Origin of the sequence: Pseudomonas sivasensis, from assembly GCF_021391435.1 — a bacterium.
GTDB lineage: Bacteria > Pseudomonadota > Gammaproteobacteria > Pseudomonadales > Pseudomonadaceae > Aquipseudomonas > Aquipseudomonas sivasensis.
The window spans coordinates 4,449,704-4,469,743 of the sequence record NZ_CP090029.1 but is presented as its reverse complement, the minus strand read 5'-3'; the positions used below and the strand labels follow the sequence as shown (position 1 = coordinate 4,469,743).

At 63.1% G+C, this 20,040-nt stretch carries 8 protein-coding genes; 5 read left to right on the top strand and 3 right to left on the bottom strand.

Annotated features, from left to right (window positions below):
- The gene (locus LRO94_RS20110) at positions 1 to 873 is read right to left on the bottom strand and encodes an SDR family oxidoreductase (RefSeq protein ID WP_032887956.1); all 873 of its coding nucleotides are present in this window, start codon (positions 871 to 873) and stop codon (positions 1 to 3) included.
- Between the two features lie 13 nt (positions 874 to 886).
- Positions 887 to 2,665 carry an acyclic terpene utilization AtuA family protein gene (locus LRO94_RS20105; protein WP_179178633.1) on the bottom strand — a complete coding sequence of 593 codons (1,779 nt, stop codon included), beginning with the start codon at positions 2,663 to 2,665 and terminating at the stop codon, positions 887 to 889.
- A gap of 153 nt (positions 2,666 to 2,818) precedes the next feature.
- Between LRO94_RS20105 and LRO94_RS20100 the strand changes: the two genes are divergently transcribed.
- The 3 genes from LRO94_RS20100 to LRO94_RS20090 all read left to right on the top strand — a co-directional run bounded on the left by LRO94_RS20100 (position 2,819) and on the right by LRO94_RS20090 (position 5,406).
- Positions 2,819 to 3,442, top strand: coding sequence for a TetR/AcrR family transcriptional regulator (locus tag LRO94_RS20100; RefSeq protein ID WP_032887960.1), 624 nt, complete (start codon positions 2,819 to 2,821; stop codon positions 3,440 to 3,442).
- 93 nt (positions 3,443 to 3,535) lie between these two features.
- Positions 3,536 to 4,324: a substrate-binding periplasmic protein gene (locus tag LRO94_RS20095; RefSeq protein ID WP_032887962.1), complete on the top strand. Its 789-nt coding sequence runs from the start codon at positions 3,536 to 3,538 to the stop codon at positions 4,322 to 4,324.
- Between the two features lie 68 nt (positions 4,325 to 4,392).
- Positions 4,393 to 5,406 carry a GNAT family N-acetyltransferase gene (locus tag LRO94_RS20090; protein WP_179178634.1) on the top strand — a complete coding sequence of 338 codons (1,014 nt, stop codon included), beginning with the start codon at positions 4,393 to 4,395 and terminating at the stop codon, positions 5,404 to 5,406.
- 49 nt (positions 5,407 to 5,455) lie between these two features.
- Here LRO94_RS20090 and LRO94_RS20085 read toward each other — a convergent pair whose 3' ends face one another.
- Positions 5,456 to 6,007, bottom strand: a complete 552-nt coding sequence (locus LRO94_RS20085) for an RNA polymerase factor sigma-70 (RefSeq protein ID WP_005789991.1) — start codon at positions 6,005 to 6,007, stop codon at positions 5,456 to 5,458.
- A 299-nt stretch (positions 6,008 to 6,306) separates the two neighbouring features.
- Between LRO94_RS20085 and LRO94_RS20080 the strand changes: the two genes are divergently transcribed.
- Together LRO94_RS20080 and LRO94_RS20075 are read left to right on the top strand one after the other, a co-directional pair.
- Entirely contained in the window at positions 6,307 to 7,059 is a 753-nt protein-coding gene (locus tag LRO94_RS20080; protein WP_179178635.1) for a thioesterase II family protein, read from the top strand.
- A 51-nt stretch (positions 7,060 to 7,110) separates the two neighbouring features.
- Positions 7,111 to 20,022, top strand: coding sequence for a non-ribosomal peptide synthetase (locus LRO94_RS20075; protein WP_179178636.1), 12,912 nt, complete (start codon positions 7,111 to 7,113; stop codon positions 20,020 to 20,022).
- Positions 20,023 to 20,040 lie beyond the last annotated feature (18 nt).

Sequence of the window (20,040 nt, the reverse complement as noted above, 5' to 3'; positions counted from 1 at the left end):
TTATTTCCCTTCCTTGAGCACGTCCGGCAGGTAAGCGCGGTGAAAACCATTGAACGGTTCGCTCGGCGGCTGGGCCTTGTGCAGCGGCCAGGCACGGCTGCCGAGGCTGGCGGCGCCGTCGATGCGCAGGGTGCTGCCGCTGATAAATGCAGCGGCGGGGCTGAGCAGGAACACAATGGCGGCGCTGACTTCCGATTCGGTGCCGATACGCTTGAGCGGCACGTGTTCACGCAGGGTGGGGATCACCGCCTTGAACGCGCCCTCGTAGGTGTCCATGCCGCTGGAGGCGATCCAGCCCGGCGCCACGGCGTTGACCCGAACCCCGGCGCAGCCCCATTCGAAGGCGGCGGTTTTGGTGAAGTTGTCCATGCCGGCACGGGCGGCGCCGGAGTGGCCCATGCCGGGCATGCCGCCCCACATGTCGGCGAGCATATTGACGATGGCGCCACCGTGTTTGCTCATGGATTGGTTGAACACTTCGCGGGCCATCAGGAAACCGCCCACCAGGTTGGTGCGCAGCACGGTTTCAAAGCCTTTCTGATTGATCGACGCGAGCGGTGATGGGTACTGACCGCCAGCATTATTCACCAAACCGTGGACCTGGCCGTGGTCATTCAGGATTTGGCTGACCAGCGTCTTCACCGCCTCTTCATCGCGAATATCGCAGGCGCTGCAATGGGCGATGCCGCCGTCTTCGGCAATTTCCGCCGCGACCGCTGCGAGCTTGTCCGGCTTGCGTCCGACCAGGATCACCTGGGCGCCGAGCGCCGCCAGCTCATGGGCGGTGCAGCGGCCAATGCCACTGCCGCCACCGGTGACAATCACGGTGTGACCCTGGAATAGGTCGGCTTTGAAGATCGAGTCGAAGGCCACGGCAACGCTCCTGTTATTGGCATTGATCGGCAATGTGTTGCGGCACCGCGATGGGAATTTCCAGCAGTTGCTGGGCGAAAGCCTTGCCTTGGGGGTCGATGCGCAGGCTGGCAATGCCGCCGCCGCCCAACGCGTTTTCCAGCAGGAAATTCAGGCTGTGGCTGCCGGGCAGATACCAGCGCTCGACGCGGCCGTGCAGCGGGTCGAGCACGTGGCTCATCCAGTCGACGATCACTGCGGGCGTCAGCGCTTCGGCGATCCATGGCAGGTACTCGGGATCACGGGCGATCACGCCGATATTGCTGTGATTGCCCTTGTCACCGGAGCGTGCCACGGCGAGTTTCACGAGGGGCACGCTGGCGTCGGCGCGACCTTGGGGCTTGGGTGGATCCATCGGCGCGGCGGGCAGGGTTGGGGCGTCGGTGATGGGTAGCGCGCAAGCGTGGCGTTCACCTTGGAAGTCGATCAGTAACTCACATGAGGACTTGTCGATCAGAAACGAAAACAACCGAATCAACGGATACACCGTCGGGCGACCCCCTAAGATTCCGGTCAACCCCGGCGCCATCCCGGTAGCGGCCTGGGCGATCTCGCGCGCGAACAGCACCAGCGCCTGCTTGCTCGGGTGTCGCACCGCCAACTTGACCACCACTTCACGACAGTCATGACGCATCGCATGTGCGCCATAGGTTGCTTCGCTGCCCAGCAGCTCGATATTCACCTCGGTGTACGGCGCCCAGCCGCGTTGGCTGAACAGTTGCGAGGTCTTGTTGATGATCGCCTGGCTGACCCGCTCGGCCTTGGCCACCGCGTCGATCCCGGCAATCAGGCAACTGGCGGTGCAACGCGAGCCATCGGGATACGTGGCGCTGACCTTGTACTGGTCGGTGGGTGGCGAACCCTTGGCGCCGTGCAGGTGCACGCGGTTTTTTCCCTGCTGCTGCAGTTTGACCTGGCTGAAATCGCAGATCACGTCGGGCAACAGATAGGCGCATGGGTCGCCGATTTCATACAGCAACTGTTCGGCCACGCTGAGTTCGCTGATCAACCCGCCGGTGCCGTCGACCTTGGTTACCGTGAACTGGCCGTCGGCGCTGACCTCGACGATGGGGAAACCGATGTGTTCGTAGTCCGGCACATCGCGCCAATCGGTGAAGTTACCGCCGGTGCACTGGGCGCCGCATTCGATGATATGCCCGGCCAGGGCCGCTTGGGCGAGGCGGTCGTAGTCGTGCCAGGGCCAGTCGAATTCATGCACCAGCGCTGCGCTGACCACGGCGCTGTCGACCACGCGGCCGGTGATAACGACATCGGCGCCCAGCGCCAAGGCTTGGGTGATGCCCGGTGCGCCAAGGTAAGCGTTGGCGGACACGCACACCGGCGGCAGCGGTGTGCCGCTGAACATATCGGTAGTGCCCGTGAGGTTTTTCAATTGGGGTTGCAGGTCATCGCCCAGCAGAACGGCTATTTTCAGCGGTACCTGGGCTTTATCGCAGGCCGCTTGCAGGGCTGCGGCGCAGGCTTGGGGATTAATGCCGCCAGCGTTGCTGATTACGCGGATGCCCTGGCCCTGGATATCGGCCAGCAGCGGCGTCAGCACCTCGACAAAATCCGTGGCGTAACCGGCCTGGGGGTCTTTCATCCGTGCGCCGGCAAGGATCGACATCGTGACTTCCGCCAGGTAGTCGAACACCAGGTAATCCAGCTTACCGCCGTGCACCAACTGGGCGGCGGCAGTGCAGGTGTCGCCCCAGAAGGCGCTGGCACAGCCGATACGAACCGTCTTGCTCATGAGAAATCCTTCCTCGAATGGCTGTTGGCGAGACTACCAAGCAAGCGCTTGGTTTGTAAACTCCAGTCACAAGTTTTAGCCAAGCGCTTGCTTGGTTGGCGGCCACGGCCTAAATTGCCGGCCAAGACGTCAGTAGAAGTAGAGGAGAGCAGCATGGATGAGCACAAAGCCCTGCGGGTGATGCGCACCATGGTCGATGGCGGCCAATTGACCGATCCCGACAGCGCCCGGGGCAAGTTGCTGCAAACCGCGGCCCACCTGTTTCGCAACAAGGGTTTCGAGCGCACCACCGTGCGTGACCTGGCCAGTGCGGTGGGCATTCAGTCCGGCAGCATCTTTCATCACTTCAAGAGCAAGGACGACATCCTGCGGGCGGTGATGGAGGAAACCATCCACTACAACACGGCGCTGATGCGGGCTTCGCTGGAGGAGGCGACAAACGTGCGCGAACGTGTGCTGGCGCTGATTCGCTGCGAGTTGCAGTCGATCATGGGCGGCAGCGGCGAAGCCATGGCGGTGCTGGTGTATGAATGGCGCTCACTGTCGGCGGACGGCCAGGCCCAGGTCCTGGCGCTGCGCGACGTGTACGAAGACCTCTGGCTGCAAGTGCTGGGCGAGGCCAAGGCTGCTGGCTACATCAAGGGCGATGTGTTTATCGCGCGCCGCTTCCTCACAGGCGCATTGTCCTGGACGACCACCTGGTTTCGCGCCGAGGGCAGCATGACGCTGGAGCAGTTGGCCCAAGAAGCTTTGTTGATGGTTCTGAAAGCCGACTGAGGCGCAAGCTATTAATTTGCTGGCGGAAAGTTGTCTCGCCAGACAAAAACGCCTAGCTTATCGCCATCAGAGTTTTGAACGGTGTGTGCCTTGATGTTTTCGCCATGGCGGCTGGCTGCAGGACTTACCTTTTGGGCACTGGGCACCGCGTGGTGGATGCCGGCGTCGGCTGCGCAATTGGTGCGCATCGGCGCGGCGCATTTCCCTCCTTATACGGTGCGCCCGGAGCAGGGCGCCGACACGGGATTGCTGCCGCAACTGGTGGAGGCCCTGAACGCCTCGCAAACCGACTACCAATTTGTGCTGGTGCCGACTTCCATTCCTCGACGTTTCCGCGATTTCGAGCAGGGCCGGATCGACATGGCCATCTTCGAAAACCCCGCGTGGGGCTGGCAGAAAATTCCCCATACCAGCGTCGACATGGGGCTGGAGGACGCGGAAATCTTCGTCGCCCAGCGTGAACCCGGTCGCGGCCAGGACTATTTCGCCGACCTTGCGGGCAAACGCCTGGCGGTGTTCAGCGGTTATCACTACGCCTTCGCCAGCTTCAACCCCGACCCCAAGAACATGGCCGAGCACTTCAACGCCACCTTGACCTATTCCCACGACAGCAACCTGCTGATGGTTGCGCGCGGGCGTGCGGACATTGCCTTGGTGACCCGTTCGTACCTGAGTGACTTCATGGTGCGCAATGCGGATATGGCCGCGCAGTTCCTGGTGTCTGAGCGTATCGATCAGGTCTATCACCATTACGCCTTGCTTCGGCCGAAGGCGCCGATCACGGGCCAGGCTTTTTCCGCGTTGCTCAAGCGTCTGCGCGATGACGGCGAGATGCTGAAGATTTTCGAGCCGTACCGCATCGACGTGATGCCGGTACCTTGATCGGCTAAATTTCCTCTCCCGGCTCACGTCACTTCTTTATCTGTCGACGGTTACCGTGAGCCCCTCCCATGTCCAATCTGAATGACCTGTCGGTCCTGCCGTTACCGGCCGGGCCTGCCTTGAATGCTGATGAAACCGAAAGCCACCTGAGCCTGACCCTGGAAGGCCAGCCGCTGGCGCGTTTGCGCCTGGAGCGTGGCGATGACCTGCAGGTGCGTTTGCAGACGCCCGCCGAGGTGCCTTCCCCCCGCGCCTTGTGGGCTGCCTGCTACTGGTTGTTTACCAAGGAGCCGACTCGGCAACGTCTGACCTGGCACCTTGAGCATGCGCCCGAAGACGCCTTGCGCAGTGGTTTGCTGGTGGCTAGCGAGATCGCCGGGCAGTACCGATGTGAGCGCACCCTGTTCTGGCAATTGCCCCAGCCATGGTTGGGACTCTCGCCCAGTGGCAGCTACCCGCAGCAGATGATCATCAGCGCCGGCAAGCGCCACCCCGTCCGTGCGCCGAAGCCTCGGGGTGAGGTTTACCGGCGTTATGACGCACGTCTTGGGGCCTGGATTTCCCTGCGCACCGTTGAGGTCGATGTGGATTTGGCGCGCTTCAATCGCTGGCAGAACAGCACGCGCGTGGCGAGTTTCTGGCAGGAAACCGGCAGCCTGGAGCAGCACCGGGAATACCTGGATAAGCTCGCCGCCGATCCGCACACCCTCACGCTGATCGGCTGTTTTGATGATGAACCCTTTGCCTATTTCGAAGCCTACTGGGCCAAGGAAGACCGTATCGCGCCGTTCTACGATGCCGCTGACTACGACCGTGGCATCCACATGCTGGTGGGGGAGGAACATCATCGCGGTCCGCACAAGGTCGCCAGTTGGCTATCGGCGCTGGTGCACTACCTGTTCCTGGATGACCCTCGAACCCAACGTGTGGTGGCAGAACCGCGCGCCGATAACGCGAAGATGATCGGCCATATGCACAACCAGTGTTTCCACTGTGAAAAGGAGTTCGATTTCCCGCACAAGCGCGCGGCGCTGATGATTTTGGGGCGGGAGCGGTTTTTTGAGCGGTGCGGGCTGGTGTGAGCGGTGGGGGCGGGCGTGCTCGCCCCCATTATGGGCAGATCCGTGTGGATCAGACGCGTCGTGCAAACGTATCGCTATGGCTGCCCGACACCTTGCGGCAGTGCACCAGCGCATCGCGAATCATGAAGTTCACCAACGTTGGCGAAACCCCCAACTCCTTGGCGATGTCCTTTTGCGGCACGCCGTGCAGACGGTACATCTCGAACGCGTAACGGGTGCGCTGGGGCAGCTCAGTCAGGGCGTCGGCGATGTTTTCCAGGGTGTTGAAATTGATGTGGGAGGTTTCCGGTGAAGCGCCGTGAATAACCACATTCAAGCCTTCCTCTTCCGTCCCGGAGTATTTGAGCTCCAGGGCCTGCTTACGGTAGTGATCGATGGCCAGGTTACGGACGATCTGGAACAGGTAACTCAATTGGGCCTTGAACGAGGATGTGATCGTCGGCGCCGATTGCAGGCGGAAGTAGGCATCCTGCACGACGTCTTCGGCGCGGGAGCGGCAGCCGGTAATTCGTGCTGCGATCTTCACCAGAATCAGTCGGTTGTCGACGAATGCCTGGAGAAGTGGTGAGTCGCACCTGCCTGTGGATACTTGTTCCGTCATGGAAATCACCTTGAAAAATAGGTTGGGGGAGGGCGTCCTTGCTGAGGCCTCCTACACATCGGGCAACAAATTAGGCTGAATGATAATGATTGTCAAATGAGAAGACGAACTAATCTTATGCTTTCTTGTTCGGCGTGAACCACGTCTCGCTCATGCCTGGCGACTAATTATTTGCCGGTGCCGTCCGTTCTTCTGGGTGAAAGGTCCGTTAGTCAGGCGGCCAAGGATCAGCACCCGCAGGAGGACGAGATGGGTTTTTATCGTGCATACAGCGTGTTTCAGTTTGGGGTCTTCGAGCGATGAGCGCGCCGACCCGACTGCGCCTGTTCTGCCTGCCCTATTCAGGCGCCAGCGCCATGGTCTATGCACGTTGGCGCCGGGTGTTGCCCGAGTGGCTGCAGGTATGCCCGCTGGAATTACCCGGTCGTGGCATGCGCATGGACGAGCCCTTGCAGCGCGATATCAAGGCCTTGGCTGCGCAACTGGCGGACGAAATCTGCCACGAGTTGAGCGGCCCCTACGCGTTGTTCGGCCACAGCCTCGGCGGCCTGCTCGCCTTTGAATTGGCCCATGCGTTAAACGCACGCAACGTCCCTGCGCCGCTGGCGCTGTTCGCTTCCGGCACTGCCGGCCCGGCGCGTCGCGATGTCAGCGAATACGCCATTGAAAAGACGGATGAGCAACTGATCGCCCGTCTGCGCGAACTGCAGGGCACCGCCGAAGCGGCCCTGGCCAACCCCGAATTGATGCAACTGATGCTGCCGATCCTGCGCGCTGACTTCCTGCTGTGCGGCAGCTTCACCTACGGCGAGCGTGAGCCGCTGGGCATGCCGATCCATGTATTCGGTGGCAAGCAGGACAGCGTACGCGCCGACCAATTGCTCGACTGGCAACTCGATGCCGCCAGCGGCTTTTCCCTCGATATGTTCGACGGCCACCACTTCTTCCTCATGCAGCACGAAAGCACCGTATTGCGCTGCCTGCGGCGCTACGCCGAGGAACACCTGGCCCGCTGGCGCAATGGCGCGGCGCGGCAGTTGGTCGCCGGCTGATAGCTACTCAATTTCCGAATTTCCCGTAAGCCGATTTCAGGCAGGAACCCCATGATGGACGCCTTCGAACTTCCCCGCACCCTGGTCCAGTCCCTTCAACGTCGCGCCGCGCAGACCCCGGACCAGGTGGCTCTGCGCTTCCTCGCCGAGTCCGCCGAGCACAGCGTTGTGCTCAGTTATCGCGACCTCGACCAGCGCGCCCGCACCATTGCCAGCGCCCTGCAGGCCAATGCCGCGCTGGGCGACCGCGCAGTGCTGTTGTTCCCCAGCGGTCCGGATTACGTCGCGGCGTTTTTTGGCTGCCTGTACGCCGGGGTGATCGCAGTGCCGGCCTACCCGCCGGAGTCCACCCGCCGTCATCACCAAGAGCGTTTGCTGTCGATCATCAGCGACGCCGAACCGCGCCTGCTGCTGACCATTGCCAGTCTTGCCGATGGCCTGGCGCAGATCGAAAATGCGCCGCCGGTGTTGAGTGTCGATACCCTCGATGCGCCAGTGGCCGATGCCTGGATCACCCCCGATCTACAGCCCGACGACATCGCGTTCCTGCAATACACCTCCGGCTCCACAGCGCTGCCCAAAGGCGTGCAAGTCAGCCACGGCAATCTGGTGGCCAACGAAGTGCTGATCCGCCGTGGCTTTGGCATCGACCTCAACCCCGACGACGTGATTGTCAGCTGGCTACCGCTGTACCACGACATGGGTCTGATCGGCGGCCTGTTGCAACCGATCTTCAGTGGCGTGCCGTGCGTGCTGATGTCGCCTGCGTACTTCCTTGGCCGGCCATTGCGCTGGCTGGAAGCGATCAGCCAATACGGCGGCACCATCAGCGGCGGCCCGGATTTCGCCTACCGGCTGTGTAGTGAACGGGTCAGTGAGTCAGCCCTGGAACGCCTGGACCTGAGCACGTGGCGCGTGGCCTATTCCGGCTCCGAGCCGATCCGGCTCGACACCCTGGACCGCTTCGCCGAGAAATTCGCCGCCTGTGGTTTTAGCTCAGACAATTTCTTTGCGTCCTACGGCCTGGCCGAGGCCACGCTGTTTGTCGCTGGCGGCACCCGGGGTCAGGGCATCCCGGCGCTGCGCGTCGACGAGACGGCGCTGGCCGCCAACCGCGCCGAACCGGGGCAGGGCAGTGCGATCATGAGTTGCGGCACCAGCCAGCCGGAACACGCGGTGCTGATCGTCGATCCCCACACCTTGAATGAGCTGCCCGACAACCGCGTCGGCGAACTCTGGGCCACCGGTCCGAGCATCGCCCACGGCTACTGGCGCAACCCCGAAGCCACAGCCAAGACCTTCGTCCAGCATGCCGGGCGGACCTGGCTGCGCACCGGCGACCTGGGCTTTATTCGCTTTGGTGAGGTGTACATCACCGGCCGCCTGAAAGACCTGTTGATCGTGCGCGGTCATAACCTCTACCCGCAAGACATCGAGCAGACTATCGAGCGCGAAGTGGAAGTGGTGCGCAAAGGCCGGGTTGCGGCGTTTGCGGTGAATGACCAGGGTCTGGAAGGCATCGGCATCGCCGCTGAAATCAGCCGCAGCGTGCAGAAAATCCTGCCGCCCGAGGCGTTGATCAAAGCCATCCGCCAAGCCGTGGCCGAAGCCTACCAAGAAGCGCCGAGTGTGGTGGTGTTGCTCAACCCCGGCGCATTGCCCAAGACCTCCAGCGGCAAGGTGCAGCGTGCGGCCTGCGCGCTGCGTCACGCCGACGGCAGCCTCGACAGCTATGCGCAATTCCCCGATCTGCAAGGGTTGGCGGGCGATGCTGCGCTGGAATCCGAACTGCAACAGCAGATCGCGGCGATCTGGTGCGAACAGTTGCAGGTCGCGACCGTTGCTGCCGACGATCACTTCTTCCTGCTCGGCGGTAACTCCATCACCGCTACCCAAGTGGTCGCACGCCTGCGTGAAACCCTCGGCCTGGAGCTGAACCTGCGCATGCTGTTCGAGGCGCCGACCCTGTCGACGTTTGCCGCCAATGTTGCGCAATTGCAGCAGGACGGCGGCGTGGCCCAAGGTGCAATTCATGCCTTGTCACGCCAGGACGAACTGCCTCAGTCCCTGGCTCAGAACCGCCTGTGGATCACCTGGCAACTGGACCCTCAGAGCAGCGCCTACACCATTCCCGGCGGCTTGCGCCTGCGTGGCGAGCTGGACGAAGACGCAGTGCGCCTGAGTTTCCAGCACCTGATCCAGCGCCACGAAGCCCTGCGCACCCGCTTCTACGAGCGCAACGGCCAGGCCTTCCAGCGTGTTGACGCCAACGTGGCGTTCGACCTGCAAGTCATCGACCTCAGCGACCTGCCCGCTGCCGAGCGCGAAACCCGCGCGCAGCAGATTCGCGAAGACGAAGCACGCACTCAATTTGATCTGGAAAAAGGCCCGCTGCTGTGGGTGACACTGGTGCGCCTGGACGACGAAGACCATCAACTGCTGGTGACGCTGCATCACATCATTGCCGATGGTTGGTCGCTCAACATCCTTATCGACGAGTTCTCGCGCCTCTACGCCGCGGCCTCCCAGGGACAATCCCTGGAACTGCCGGCCCTGGCCCTGCAATACGCCGACTACGGCAGTTGGCAACGTCAATGGCTGGCCGAAGGTGAAGGTCAGCGCCAACTGGCGTACTGGAAAAACCAACTGGGGGACGAGCACCCGACCCTGAGCCTGGCCACCGACCATCCGCGCTCCGCGCAGCACATCCGCAGTGCTTCGCGCCATAGCGTGCGCCTGAGCGCCGGCCTCAGCGAAGCGATTCGCCAGACCGCCCAGGCCAATGAGTCCACGCCATTCATGCTGTTGCTGGCGGCGTTCCAGACCTTGCTCTATCGCTACAGCGGCCAGCGCGATATCCGCATCGGCGTGCCCAATGCCAACCGCCCGCGCCAGGAAACCCAAGGCCTGATCGGCTTTTTCATCAACACCCTGGTGCTGCGCGCCGAACTGGACGGGCGCCTGCCGTTCAACCAGCTATTGGCCGCCACCCGCGAGACCGCACTGGGTGCCCAAGCCCATCAGGACCTGCCCTTCGAGCAACTGCTGGAAGCCTTCCCTCAGGCCCGCGAGCAGGGCTTGTTCCAGGTCATGTTCAACCACCAGCAACGCGACCTCAGCGCCTTGCGCCGCCTGCCGGGCATGCTCGCCGATGAGCTGCCGTGGCACAGCCGCGAAGCCAAGTTCGACCTGCAACTGCATACCGAAGAAGACCGCAACGGCCGCCTGAGCCTGGCGTTCGACTACGCCGATGAGGTGTTTGAAGGCGCAACCATCCAGCGCCTCGCCGAGCACTTCATCAACCTGCTGCACGCCATCTGCGAGCAACCCCAGCAAGCCCTCGGCGACCTGCGTTTGCTGCAAGCGGACGAACAGCAACCGTGGAGCCAAGCGCCGTGTGCGCCCGCCCAGCAATGGTTGCCCGAGCTGCTCAATCAGCAGACTTCGGACAACACCGCGTTGGTCTGGCAGGACGGCAGCCTGACCTTCGCCCAACTGCATGCCCAAGCCAACCGCCTGGCCCATTACCTGCGCGACAAAGGCGTGGGCCCGGACGTGTGCGTGGCTATCGCCGCCGAGCGTTCGCCACAACTGCTGATCGGCCTGCTGGCGATCATCAAGGCCGGTGGCGCCTACGTGCCGCTGGACCCGGATTACCCCGCTGAGCGCCTGGCCTACATGCTCAAGGACAGTGGCGTGCAACTGCTGCTGACCCAGACCGCAGTGTTGGAAAAACTGCCGAGCGCTGACGGCGTGTGTGTCATCGCCATGGACAGCCTGCATCTGGAAAGCTGGCCGACCCAGGCGCCGGGCCTGCACCTGCACGGCGATAACCTCGCCTACGTGATCTACACCTCCGGTTCCACCGGCCAGCCCAAAGGCGTCGGCAATACCCATGGGGCCCTGGCCGAGCGCTTGCAGTGGATGCAGGCCACTTACCAACTGAACGACACCGACGTGCTGATGCAAAAGGCACCGATCAGTTTCGACGTGTCGGTGTGGGAATGCTTCTGGCCGTTAATCACCGGCTGCCGCCTGGTGCTGGCCGGCCCTGGCGAACATCGCGACCCGCACCGCATCGCGCAGTTGGTGCAGGAACATGGCGTGACCACCCTGCACTTTGTGCCGCCGCTGTTGCAGTTGTTCATCGACGAGCCGCTGGTACCCGAATGCACCAGCCTGCGTCGCCTGTTCTCCGGCGGTGAGGCGTTACCAGCCGAGCTGCGCAACCGCGTCTTGGCTCAGTTGCCGGCGGTGCAGTTGCACAACCGCTATGGCCCGACCGAGACCGCGATCAACGTCACCCACTGGCACTGCACCGCTGAAGATGGCGAGCGCTCGCCGATTGGCCGACCGCTGGGCAATGTGATCTGCCGCGTATTGGACGATCACCTCAACCTGTTGCCAGCCGGTGTGCCGGGCGAACTGTGCATCGGTGGCATCGGCCTGGCGCGGGGGTATCTGGGGCGTGCCGGTTTGACCGCCGAACGGTTTATCGCCGACCCGCTGGGCGAGGCGGGTGCGCGCCTGTATCGCACTGGCGACCGTGTGCGCTGGAATGCTGACGGCGTGCTCGAATACCTGGGGCGTCTCGATCAGCAGGTCAAGCTGCGCGGCTTCCGCGTGGAGCCGGAAGAAATCGAAGCGCGCCTGCTGGCGCTGGACGGTATCGCCCAGGCCGTGGTGCTGGTGCGCAATGCCACACTGATCGGCTACTACACCGCAAGCAGAGCGCTGGACGAACAGGACGTGAAAGCCGCCCTGGCCGCCGAGCTGCCCGAGTACATGGTGCCCGCGCAACTGATGCGCCTGGACGCCATGCCCCTGAGCCCCAGCGGCAAGCTGGACCGCCGCGCATTGCCGGAGCCAGTGTGGCTAACCCGCGAACACATTGAACCCGAAACCCCGTTGCAACAGCAGATCGCCGCAATCTGGCGCGAAGTGCTCGGCCTGCCGCAAATCGGCCTGCGCGATGACTTCTTCGCCCTCGGCGGCCACTCATTGCTGGCCACGCAAATCATCTCCCGCACCCGCCAGGCCTGTGACGTTGAGCTGCCGCTGCGTACCTTGTTTGAAGCCAGTGAACTGGGCGCGTTTGCCGAGCAAGTCGGCCTGATCCAGGCCTCGGGCCAGCGCAACCAGCAAACCGCGATTGCCAAAGTCGACCGCAGCCAACCGGTGCCGCTGTCCTATTCCCAGCAGCGCATGTGGTTCCTCTGGCAGATGGAGCCGGACAGCCCGGCCTACAACGTCGGTGGCATGGCGCGCCTGCGGGGCGTGCTGGATGTGGGGCGTTTCGAGGCGGCGTTGCAGGCCTTGATCATGCGCCACGAAACCCTGCGCACCACGTTCCCCAGTGTCGACGGCGTGGCCTATCAAAAGGTCTCGCCGCAGACCGGCGTGCGCATGGACTGGCAGGATATTTCGGCGCTGAATGAAACCGAGCGCGAGCAGCGCTTGCAGCAGTTGGCCGATCACGAGGCCCACACGCCGTTCAACCTGGAAACCGGCCCGTTGCTGCGCGCGTGCCTGGTCAAGGCCGGCGAGCAGGAACACTACTTGGTGCTGACCCTGCACCACATCGTCACTGAAGGCTGGGCCATGGACATCTTTGCCCGTGAACTCAGCGCGCTGTACGAAGCCTTTATCGACGAGCGTCTGTCGCCACTGTCGCCGTTGCCGGTGCAATACCTCGACTACAGCGTGTGGCAGCGTCAGTGGCTGGAGTCCGGCGAGCGTCAACGCCAGTTGGATTACTGGACCGCGCAACTGGGCACCGAACACCCCTTGCTGGAACTGCCCGGCGACCGCCCACGACCACCGGTACAAAGCCACCAGGGCGAGCTGTACCGCTTCGATCTGAGCGACGCGTTGGCTGCCCGCGTGCGTGCCTTCAATGCCGAACGCGGCCTCACGCTGTTCATGACCATGACCGCGACCCTGGCCGTGTTGCTCTACCGCTACAGCGGCCAGACCGACCTGCGCATCGGCGCCCCCGTGGCCAACCGTATTCGCCCGGAAAGCGAAGGGCTGATCGGCGCATTCCTCAATACCCAGGTGCTGCGTTGCCAGCTCAATGGTCAGATGAATGTCGGCGAGTTGTTCGAGCAAGTACGCCACACCGTGATCGAGGGCCAATCCCACCAGGACCTGCCGTTCGACCATCTGGTGGAAGCCCTGCAACCTCCGCGCAGCGCCGCGTACAACCCGTTGTTCCAGGTGATGTGCAACGTGCAGCGCTGGGAATTCCAGCAGAGCCGTCAACTGGCCGGCATGACCGTCGAATACCTGGCCAACGATGCTCGCGCGACCAAGTTCGACCTCAACCTGGAAGTGACCGACCTCGACCATCGCCTGGGTTGCTGCCTGACTTACAGCACTGATCTGTTCGACGAGCCGCGCATTGCGCGCATGGCTGAACATTGGCGCAACCTGCTGGAAGCGTTGATTGCAGACCCCGATCAACGCCTCAGCGAACTGCCGCTGCTGACCGCCACCGAACAACGCGCATTGCAGGACAGCCTGGGCGTTGAGGCCGGTTTGCATCGTCTCGACCAGTGCATTCATCAGCTGTTCAGCCAGCAGGCGCAAATGCGTGCGCAGGCTCCGGCGCTGACCTTTGCCGGCGTAACCCTCACTTACGCGGAATTCAATGCACGCGCCAATCGCCTGGCCTGGATGCTGCGCGAACGCGGCGTCGGCCCGCAGGTGCGAGTCGGCTTGGCGCTGCCACGCTCCCTGGAAATGGTCATTGGCCTGCTGGCGATCCTTAAGGCCGGCGGCGCCTATGTACCGCTGGACCCGGAATACCCGCTGGACCGCCTGCACTACATGATCGAAGACAGCGGCATCGGCCTGTTGCTCAGCGACGCGGCGATGTTCGAAGCCCTAGGTGAACTGCCGGCCTCGGTGGCGTGCTGGTGCCTGGAAGACGACTCGCCAGTGCTGGTGAATTACCCGGCCGATGAGCTGCCATTTATCAGCCTGCCGCAACACCAGGCGTACCTGATCTACACCTCCGGCTCCACCGGCAAACCGAAAGGCGTGGTGGTGTCCCACGGCGAAATCGCCATGCATTGCCAGGCTGTGATCGAGCGTTTCGGCATGCGCCCGGACGACTGCGAGCTGCATTTCTATTCGATCAACTTCGACGCCGCCACCGAGCGTTTGCTGGTGCCGTTGCTCAGCGGCGCGCAGGTGGTCTTGCGGGCCCAAGGCCAATGGGATGCGGAGGAAATCTGTGGGCTGATCCGCACCCATCGCATCAATATCCTCGGCTTCACCCCAAGCTATGGCAGCCAGTTGGCGCAGTGGCTGGCGACTCAACACCAGACCCTGCCCGTGCGCATGTGCATCACCGGCGGTGAAGCCCTGACCGGTGAACACCTGCAGCGCATTCGCGCAGCCTTCCAGCCAGAGGTGTTCTTCAACGCCTATGGCCCGACTGAAACCGTGGTGATGCCGTTGGCCAGCCTGGCGCCGGAGCACTTGGAGGAGGGCGCCGGCAGCGTGCCGATCGGTAGCATTATCGGCGACCGTATGGCCTATATTCTCGACGCCGACCTGGCCTTGGTGCCCCAAGGCGCAACCGGCGAGTTGTATGTCGGCGGCGCGGGCCTGGCACAGGGTTACCACGAGCGCCCGGGCATGACGGCGGAGCGTTTTGTCGCCGATCCCTTTGCCGCCAATGGTGGCCGCCTGTATCGCACCGGCGACCTGGTGCGCCAACGCGCCGATGGTCTGGTGGAGTACCTGGGGCGTATCGACCATCAAGTGAAAATCCGTGGTTTTCGCATCGAGCTGGGCGAGATCGAAACCCGCCTGCTGGAGCACGAAGCTGTGCGCGAAGCGGTGGTGCTGGCGCTGGATTCGCCGAGCGGCAAACAGCTCGTGGCGTACCTGGTCAGCGACGCAGAGCACGGCCCGTTGCGCGAGGCGCTGAAGGCGCATCTCAAGGCGCAACTGCCGGACTACATGGTGCCCGCGCACCTGATCGTGCTCGACAGTATGCCGTTGACCGCCAACGGCAAGCTCGACCGCCGTGCCTTGCCGCAACCGGACCCCGAGGCCAATCGCCAACAGTACGTAGCCCCGCGCAACGAACTGGAAAGCACCTTGGCCGCGATCTGGTGTGCGGTGTTGAACGTGCAACAAGTCGGCCTGGACGATAATTTCTTTGAACTGGGCGGCGACTCCATCCTGTCGATCCAGGTGGTCAGCCGTGCGCGGCAGGCAGGAATTCATTTCAGCCCCCGCGACCTGTTCCAGCACCAGACGGTGCAAACCCTGGCCGCTGTGGCCACGCGCTCCGAGCAGGTCACGGCGGAGCAGGGCGTACTCACTGGCAGCTCGGGCCTCACGCCGATCCAGCATTGGTTCTTTGACACCGACGTCCCGGCGCGTCAGCACTGGAACCAGGCGTTGGTCCTCAAGCCGCTGCAATTGCTCGAACCCCATCGCCTGGAGCAAGCGCTGCTGGCGGTGCTGGAGCACCACGACGCCTTGCGCCTGAGCTTCACGCGGCGCAATGCGCAATGGCATGCCGAACATTTGACCGTGCCCCAGGGCGGCGTGCTGATGCAGGCGCAAGTGCGCGATATGGCCCAGTGCACCGCCTTGTTCACCGACACCCAACGCAGCCTCGACCTTGAACGCGGCCCGCTGCTGCGCGCCTTGCTGGTGGATGGCCCCGAAGGCCAGCAACGCCTGCTGATCGCGATTCATCACCTGGTGGTGGACGGCGTGTCGTGGCGTGTGTTGCTCGAAGACCTGCAGAATGTGTATCGCCAACTGAGCGAGGGCGAGTCCGTCAGCCTGCCGGCCAAGACCAGCGCCTTGCGTGACTGGGCCGCGCGGTTGCAGGCTTATGCCAGCAGCGAATCCCTGCGTGAAGAATTGAGCGTGTGGCAGGACCACTTGGCGGGCCCGACGGTGGCGTTGCCGGTGGACCGTGCACAGGGCACGTTGCGCAATCGCGATGCCGACACGGTCAGCGTGCGCCTGGATGCCGAACACACCCGTCAGTTGCTGCAACAAGCCCCAAGCGCATACCGCACCCAGGTCAATGACCTGTTGCTGACCGCCTTGGCCCGCGTGTTGTGCCGCTGGAGCGGGCGTGACTCGGCGCTGATCCAACTGGAAGGCCATGGCCGCGAAACCCTGTTCGATGAGATCGACCTGACCCGCAGTGTCGGCTGGTTCACCAGTGCCTATCCACTGCGCCTGACGCCCGTGCAAATCGAAGAAGCGGCCGGGCAGGGCGCCTCGATCAAGGCGATCAAGGAGCAACTGCGGGCGGTACCCCACAAAGGGTTGGGCTATGGCGTGCTGCGCTACCTGGCGGACGACCTGTGCAAGCAGGCCATGGCCGCGCTGCCAACCGCCGACATCACCTTCAACTACCTCGGCCAGTTCGACCAGAGCTTCGGCAGCGAGGCGCTGTTCCACCCGCTGGATGAGTCGGCGGGCCTGGCCCATGACCCGGATGCGCCGCTGCCCAACGCCCTGAGCGTCGACAGCCAGGTGTATGGCGGTGAGCTGGTGCTGCGCTGGACCTTCAGCCGTGAGCGCCACGATGCAAACACCATCCGCGAGTTGGCCGAGGCCTACGTCGCCGAGCTGTACAGCTTGATCGCCCATTGCCTCAAGGATGATGCCGGTGGCCTCACGCCGTCCGACTTCCCCCTGGCACAACTGACCCAGCCGCAACTCGACAGCTTGCCGGTCCCGGCCAGTGCCATCGAAGACGTGTACCCGCTGACTCCGATGCAAGAGGGCCTGTTGCTTCACACTTTGCTGGAGCCGGGCACCGGTCTGTACTACATGCAGGACCGCTACCGCATCAACAGTGCCCTGGACCCTGAGCGTTTCGCCCAGGCCTGGCAAGCGGTGATCGCCCGTCATGAAGCCTTGCGTGCCTCGTTCTGCTGGAACGTTGGCGAAGACATGCTGCAAGTGATCCACAAACCCGGCAGCACGCCGATTGAATACCTGGACTGGAGCAACGATCCCGAGGCTGAGCAAGAGCCGCGTCTGCAAGCGCTGCTCAAGGCCGAGCGTGAAGCCGGCTTCGATCTGCTCAACCAGGCGCCGTTCCACCTGCGCCTGATCCGCGTCGGCGAAGCACGCTACTGGTTCATGATGAGCAACCACCACATCCTTATCGATGCGTGGTGCCGTTCGCTGCTGATGAATGACTTTTTCGAGATCTACATGGCCCTGGGCGAAGGCCACGACGCGCAGTTGGCCACGGCGCCGCGTTATCGCGACTACATCGCCTGGCTGCAACGTCAGAACCTGAATGAAGCGCGCCAGTGGTGGCAACAGAACCTGCAAGGCTTTGAGCGCACCACGCCGATCCCGAGCGACCGCCCTTTCCTGCGCGAACATGCGGGCCACAGCGGCGGCATGGTGGTGGGCGACTGCTACACCCGTCTTGATGCCCGCGATGGCGCGCAACTGCGTGAACTGGCACAGGCCCACCAACTCACCGTCAACACCTTTGCCCAGGCGGCATGGGCCCTGGTGCTGCGCCGCTTGAGCGGCGATCGCGACGTGTTGTTCGGCGTTACCGTGGCCGGGCGTCCGGTGGAAATGCCGGAGATGCAACGCACCGTCGGGCTGTTTATCAACAGCATCGCGCTGCGGGTAAAGCTGCCGGAAGACGGTCAACGTTGCAGCGTGCGTCAGTGGTTGAGCGGCTTGCTCGACAGCAACATGCAATTGCGCGAGTACGAATACCTGCCATTGGTGACCATCCAGGAACACAGCGAATTGCCTAAAGGCCAACCGCTGTTCGACAGCCTGTTCGTGTTCGAAAACGCCCCGGTGGAAACCTCGGTGCTGGACCGTGCACAAAGCTTGAATGCCACCTCGGATTCCGGCCGCACCCACACTAACTTCCCGCTGACCGCCGTGTGCTACCCCGGCGATGACCTGGGCTTGCACCTGTCTTACGACCAGCGTTACTTCGACGAAACCACCGTGCAAAACATGCTCGGCGAGTTCAAGCGCCTGCTGTTGGCGCTGGTGCAGGGGTTCCATGGCGACATGGCCGACCTGCCGTTGATTGGCGAGCAGGAGCGTGAATTCCTGGTTGAAGGCTGCAACCAGAGCGCACACGCCTATCCGCTGGACCGTAGCTATATCGAGCTGTTCGAAGCGCAAGTGAGCGAGCATCCGCAGCGGATCGCCGCCAGTTACCTGGAACAGCAGTGGACCTATGACGAACTCAACCGCCGCAGCAACGGCTTGGGCCATGCATTGATCGCGGCGGGTGTCGGCCTGGATCAACCGGTGGCCTTGCTGGCCGAGCGTAACCTCGACCTGCTGGGCATGATCATCGGCAGCTTCAAGGCCGGTGCGGGTTACCTGCCGCTGGACCCGGGCCTGCCAAGCCAGCGCTTGAGCCGCATCATCGACATGAGCCGTACGCCGTTGCTGGTGTGCACCGAGGCGTGCCGCGAGCAGGCGATTGAGTTGCTCGACGGTTTTGACTGCCAGTTGCTGGTGTGGGAAGAAGTGCAGGCTCGTGGTGAGAACCCAGGCATCTACAGTGGCCCGGACAACCTCGCCTATGTGATCTACACCTCGGGCTCCACGGGCTTGCCCAAAGGCGTGATGGTCGAGCAGCGCGGCATGCTCAATAACCAACTGAGCAAACTGCCGTACCTGGACCTGAGCGCGGCGGACGTGATCGCGCAAACCGCGTCGCAAAGTTTCGACATTTCCGTGTGGCAATTCCTCGCCGCGCCGCTGTTCGGCGCGCGGGTGGACATCGTGCCGAACACCATCGCCCACGATCCCCAAGGTTTGCTGGCTCACGTTGAGGCACAAGGCATTACCGTGCTGGAGAGCGTACCGTCGCTGATCCAGGGCATGCTGGCCCAGGACCGCATCAGCCTCGACGGCCTGCGCTGGATGCTGCCCACCGGTGAGGCGATGCCGCCGGAACTGGCGCACCAATGGTTGCTGCGTTACCCGCAGATCGGTTTGGTGAACGCTTATGGCCCTGCGGAATGCTCGGATGACGTGGCGTTCTTCCGCGTTGATTTGGCATCGACCCGTGGCACCTATCTGCCGATCGGCACGCCGACTGACAACAACCGCCTGTACCTGCTGGATGGCGCGCTGGAGTTGGTGCCCCAAGGGGCTGTCGGCGAGTTATGTGTAGCCGGCACGGGGGTGGGGCGTGGTTATGTCAGCGATCCGTTGCGCACCGCTCAAGTGTTTGTGCCGAACCCGTTCGGCGCACCGGGCGAGCGCCTGTATCGCACCGGCGACCTGGCGCGTCGGCGCAGCGATGGTGTCTTGGAGTACGTCGGGCGTATCGACCATCAAGTGAAGATTCGCGGCTACCGCATCGAACTGGGTGAAATCGAAGCGCGCCTGCACGAGCAACCGCAAGTGCGCGATGCAGCGGTGGGCGTGCAGGAAGGCGTCAACGGCAAGCATCTGGTGGGTTATCTGGTGGCCGCTGATGAAACCCTCAACCCAAGCGAGCGCCTGGACCGCATCAAGCAACACCTGCGCGCCGAGCTGCCGGAATACATGGTCCCGCTGCACTGGCTATGGCTCGACCGCCTGCCGCTCAACGCCAACGGCAAACTCGACCGCAAGGCCCTGCCGGAACTGGAAATCGGCCAGTTGCACAGCCAGGATTACCTGGCACCGCGCAACGAACTGGAAACCACCTTGGCCGCGATCTGGGCCGAGGTGCTCAAGGTCGAGCGCGTGGGCGTAGAAGACAACTTCTTCGAACTGGGCGGGCACTCGTTGCTGGCCACGCAGATTGCCTCACGGGTGCAGAAGACCTTGCAGCGCGATGTGCCACTGCGGGCGATGTTCGAGTGCAGCACGGTGTCGCAATTGGCCGAGTACATCGAGGGATTAGCGGCCAATGAGATCAGCGCGGAGAAGGTGGATCGGTTGAGTGATTTGATGGCGGAGTTGGAAGGGCTTTAATCTTCGCTGGGTTTGAGG

Coding starts and splice junctions, on each gene's coding strand:
- LRO94_RS20085 (WP_005789991.1), bottom strand. CDS start 6,007: ATGACGGAACAAGTATCCACAGGCAGGTGCGACTCACCACTTCTCCAG.
- LRO94_RS20080 (WP_179178635.1), top strand. CDS start 6,307: ATGAGCGCGCCGACCCGACTGCGCCTGTTCTGCCTGCCCTATTCAGGC.
- LRO94_RS20090 (WP_179178634.1), top strand. CDS start 4,393: ATGTCCAATCTGAATGACCTGTCGGTCCTGCCGTTACCGGCCGGGCCT.
- LRO94_RS20100 (WP_032887960.1), top strand. CDS start 2,819: ATGGATGAGCACAAAGCCCTGCGGGTGATGCGCACCATGGTCGATGGC.
- LRO94_RS20095 (WP_032887962.1), top strand. CDS start 3,536: ATGTTTTCGCCATGGCGGCTGGCTGCAGGACTTACCTTTTGGGCACTG.
- LRO94_RS20105 (WP_179178633.1), bottom strand. CDS start 2,665: ATGAGCAAGACGGTTCGTATCGGCTGTGCCAGCGCCTTCTGGGGCGAC.
- LRO94_RS20075 (WP_179178636.1), top strand. CDS start 7,111: ATGATGGACGCCTTCGAACTTCCCCGCACCCTGGTCCAGTCCCTTCAA.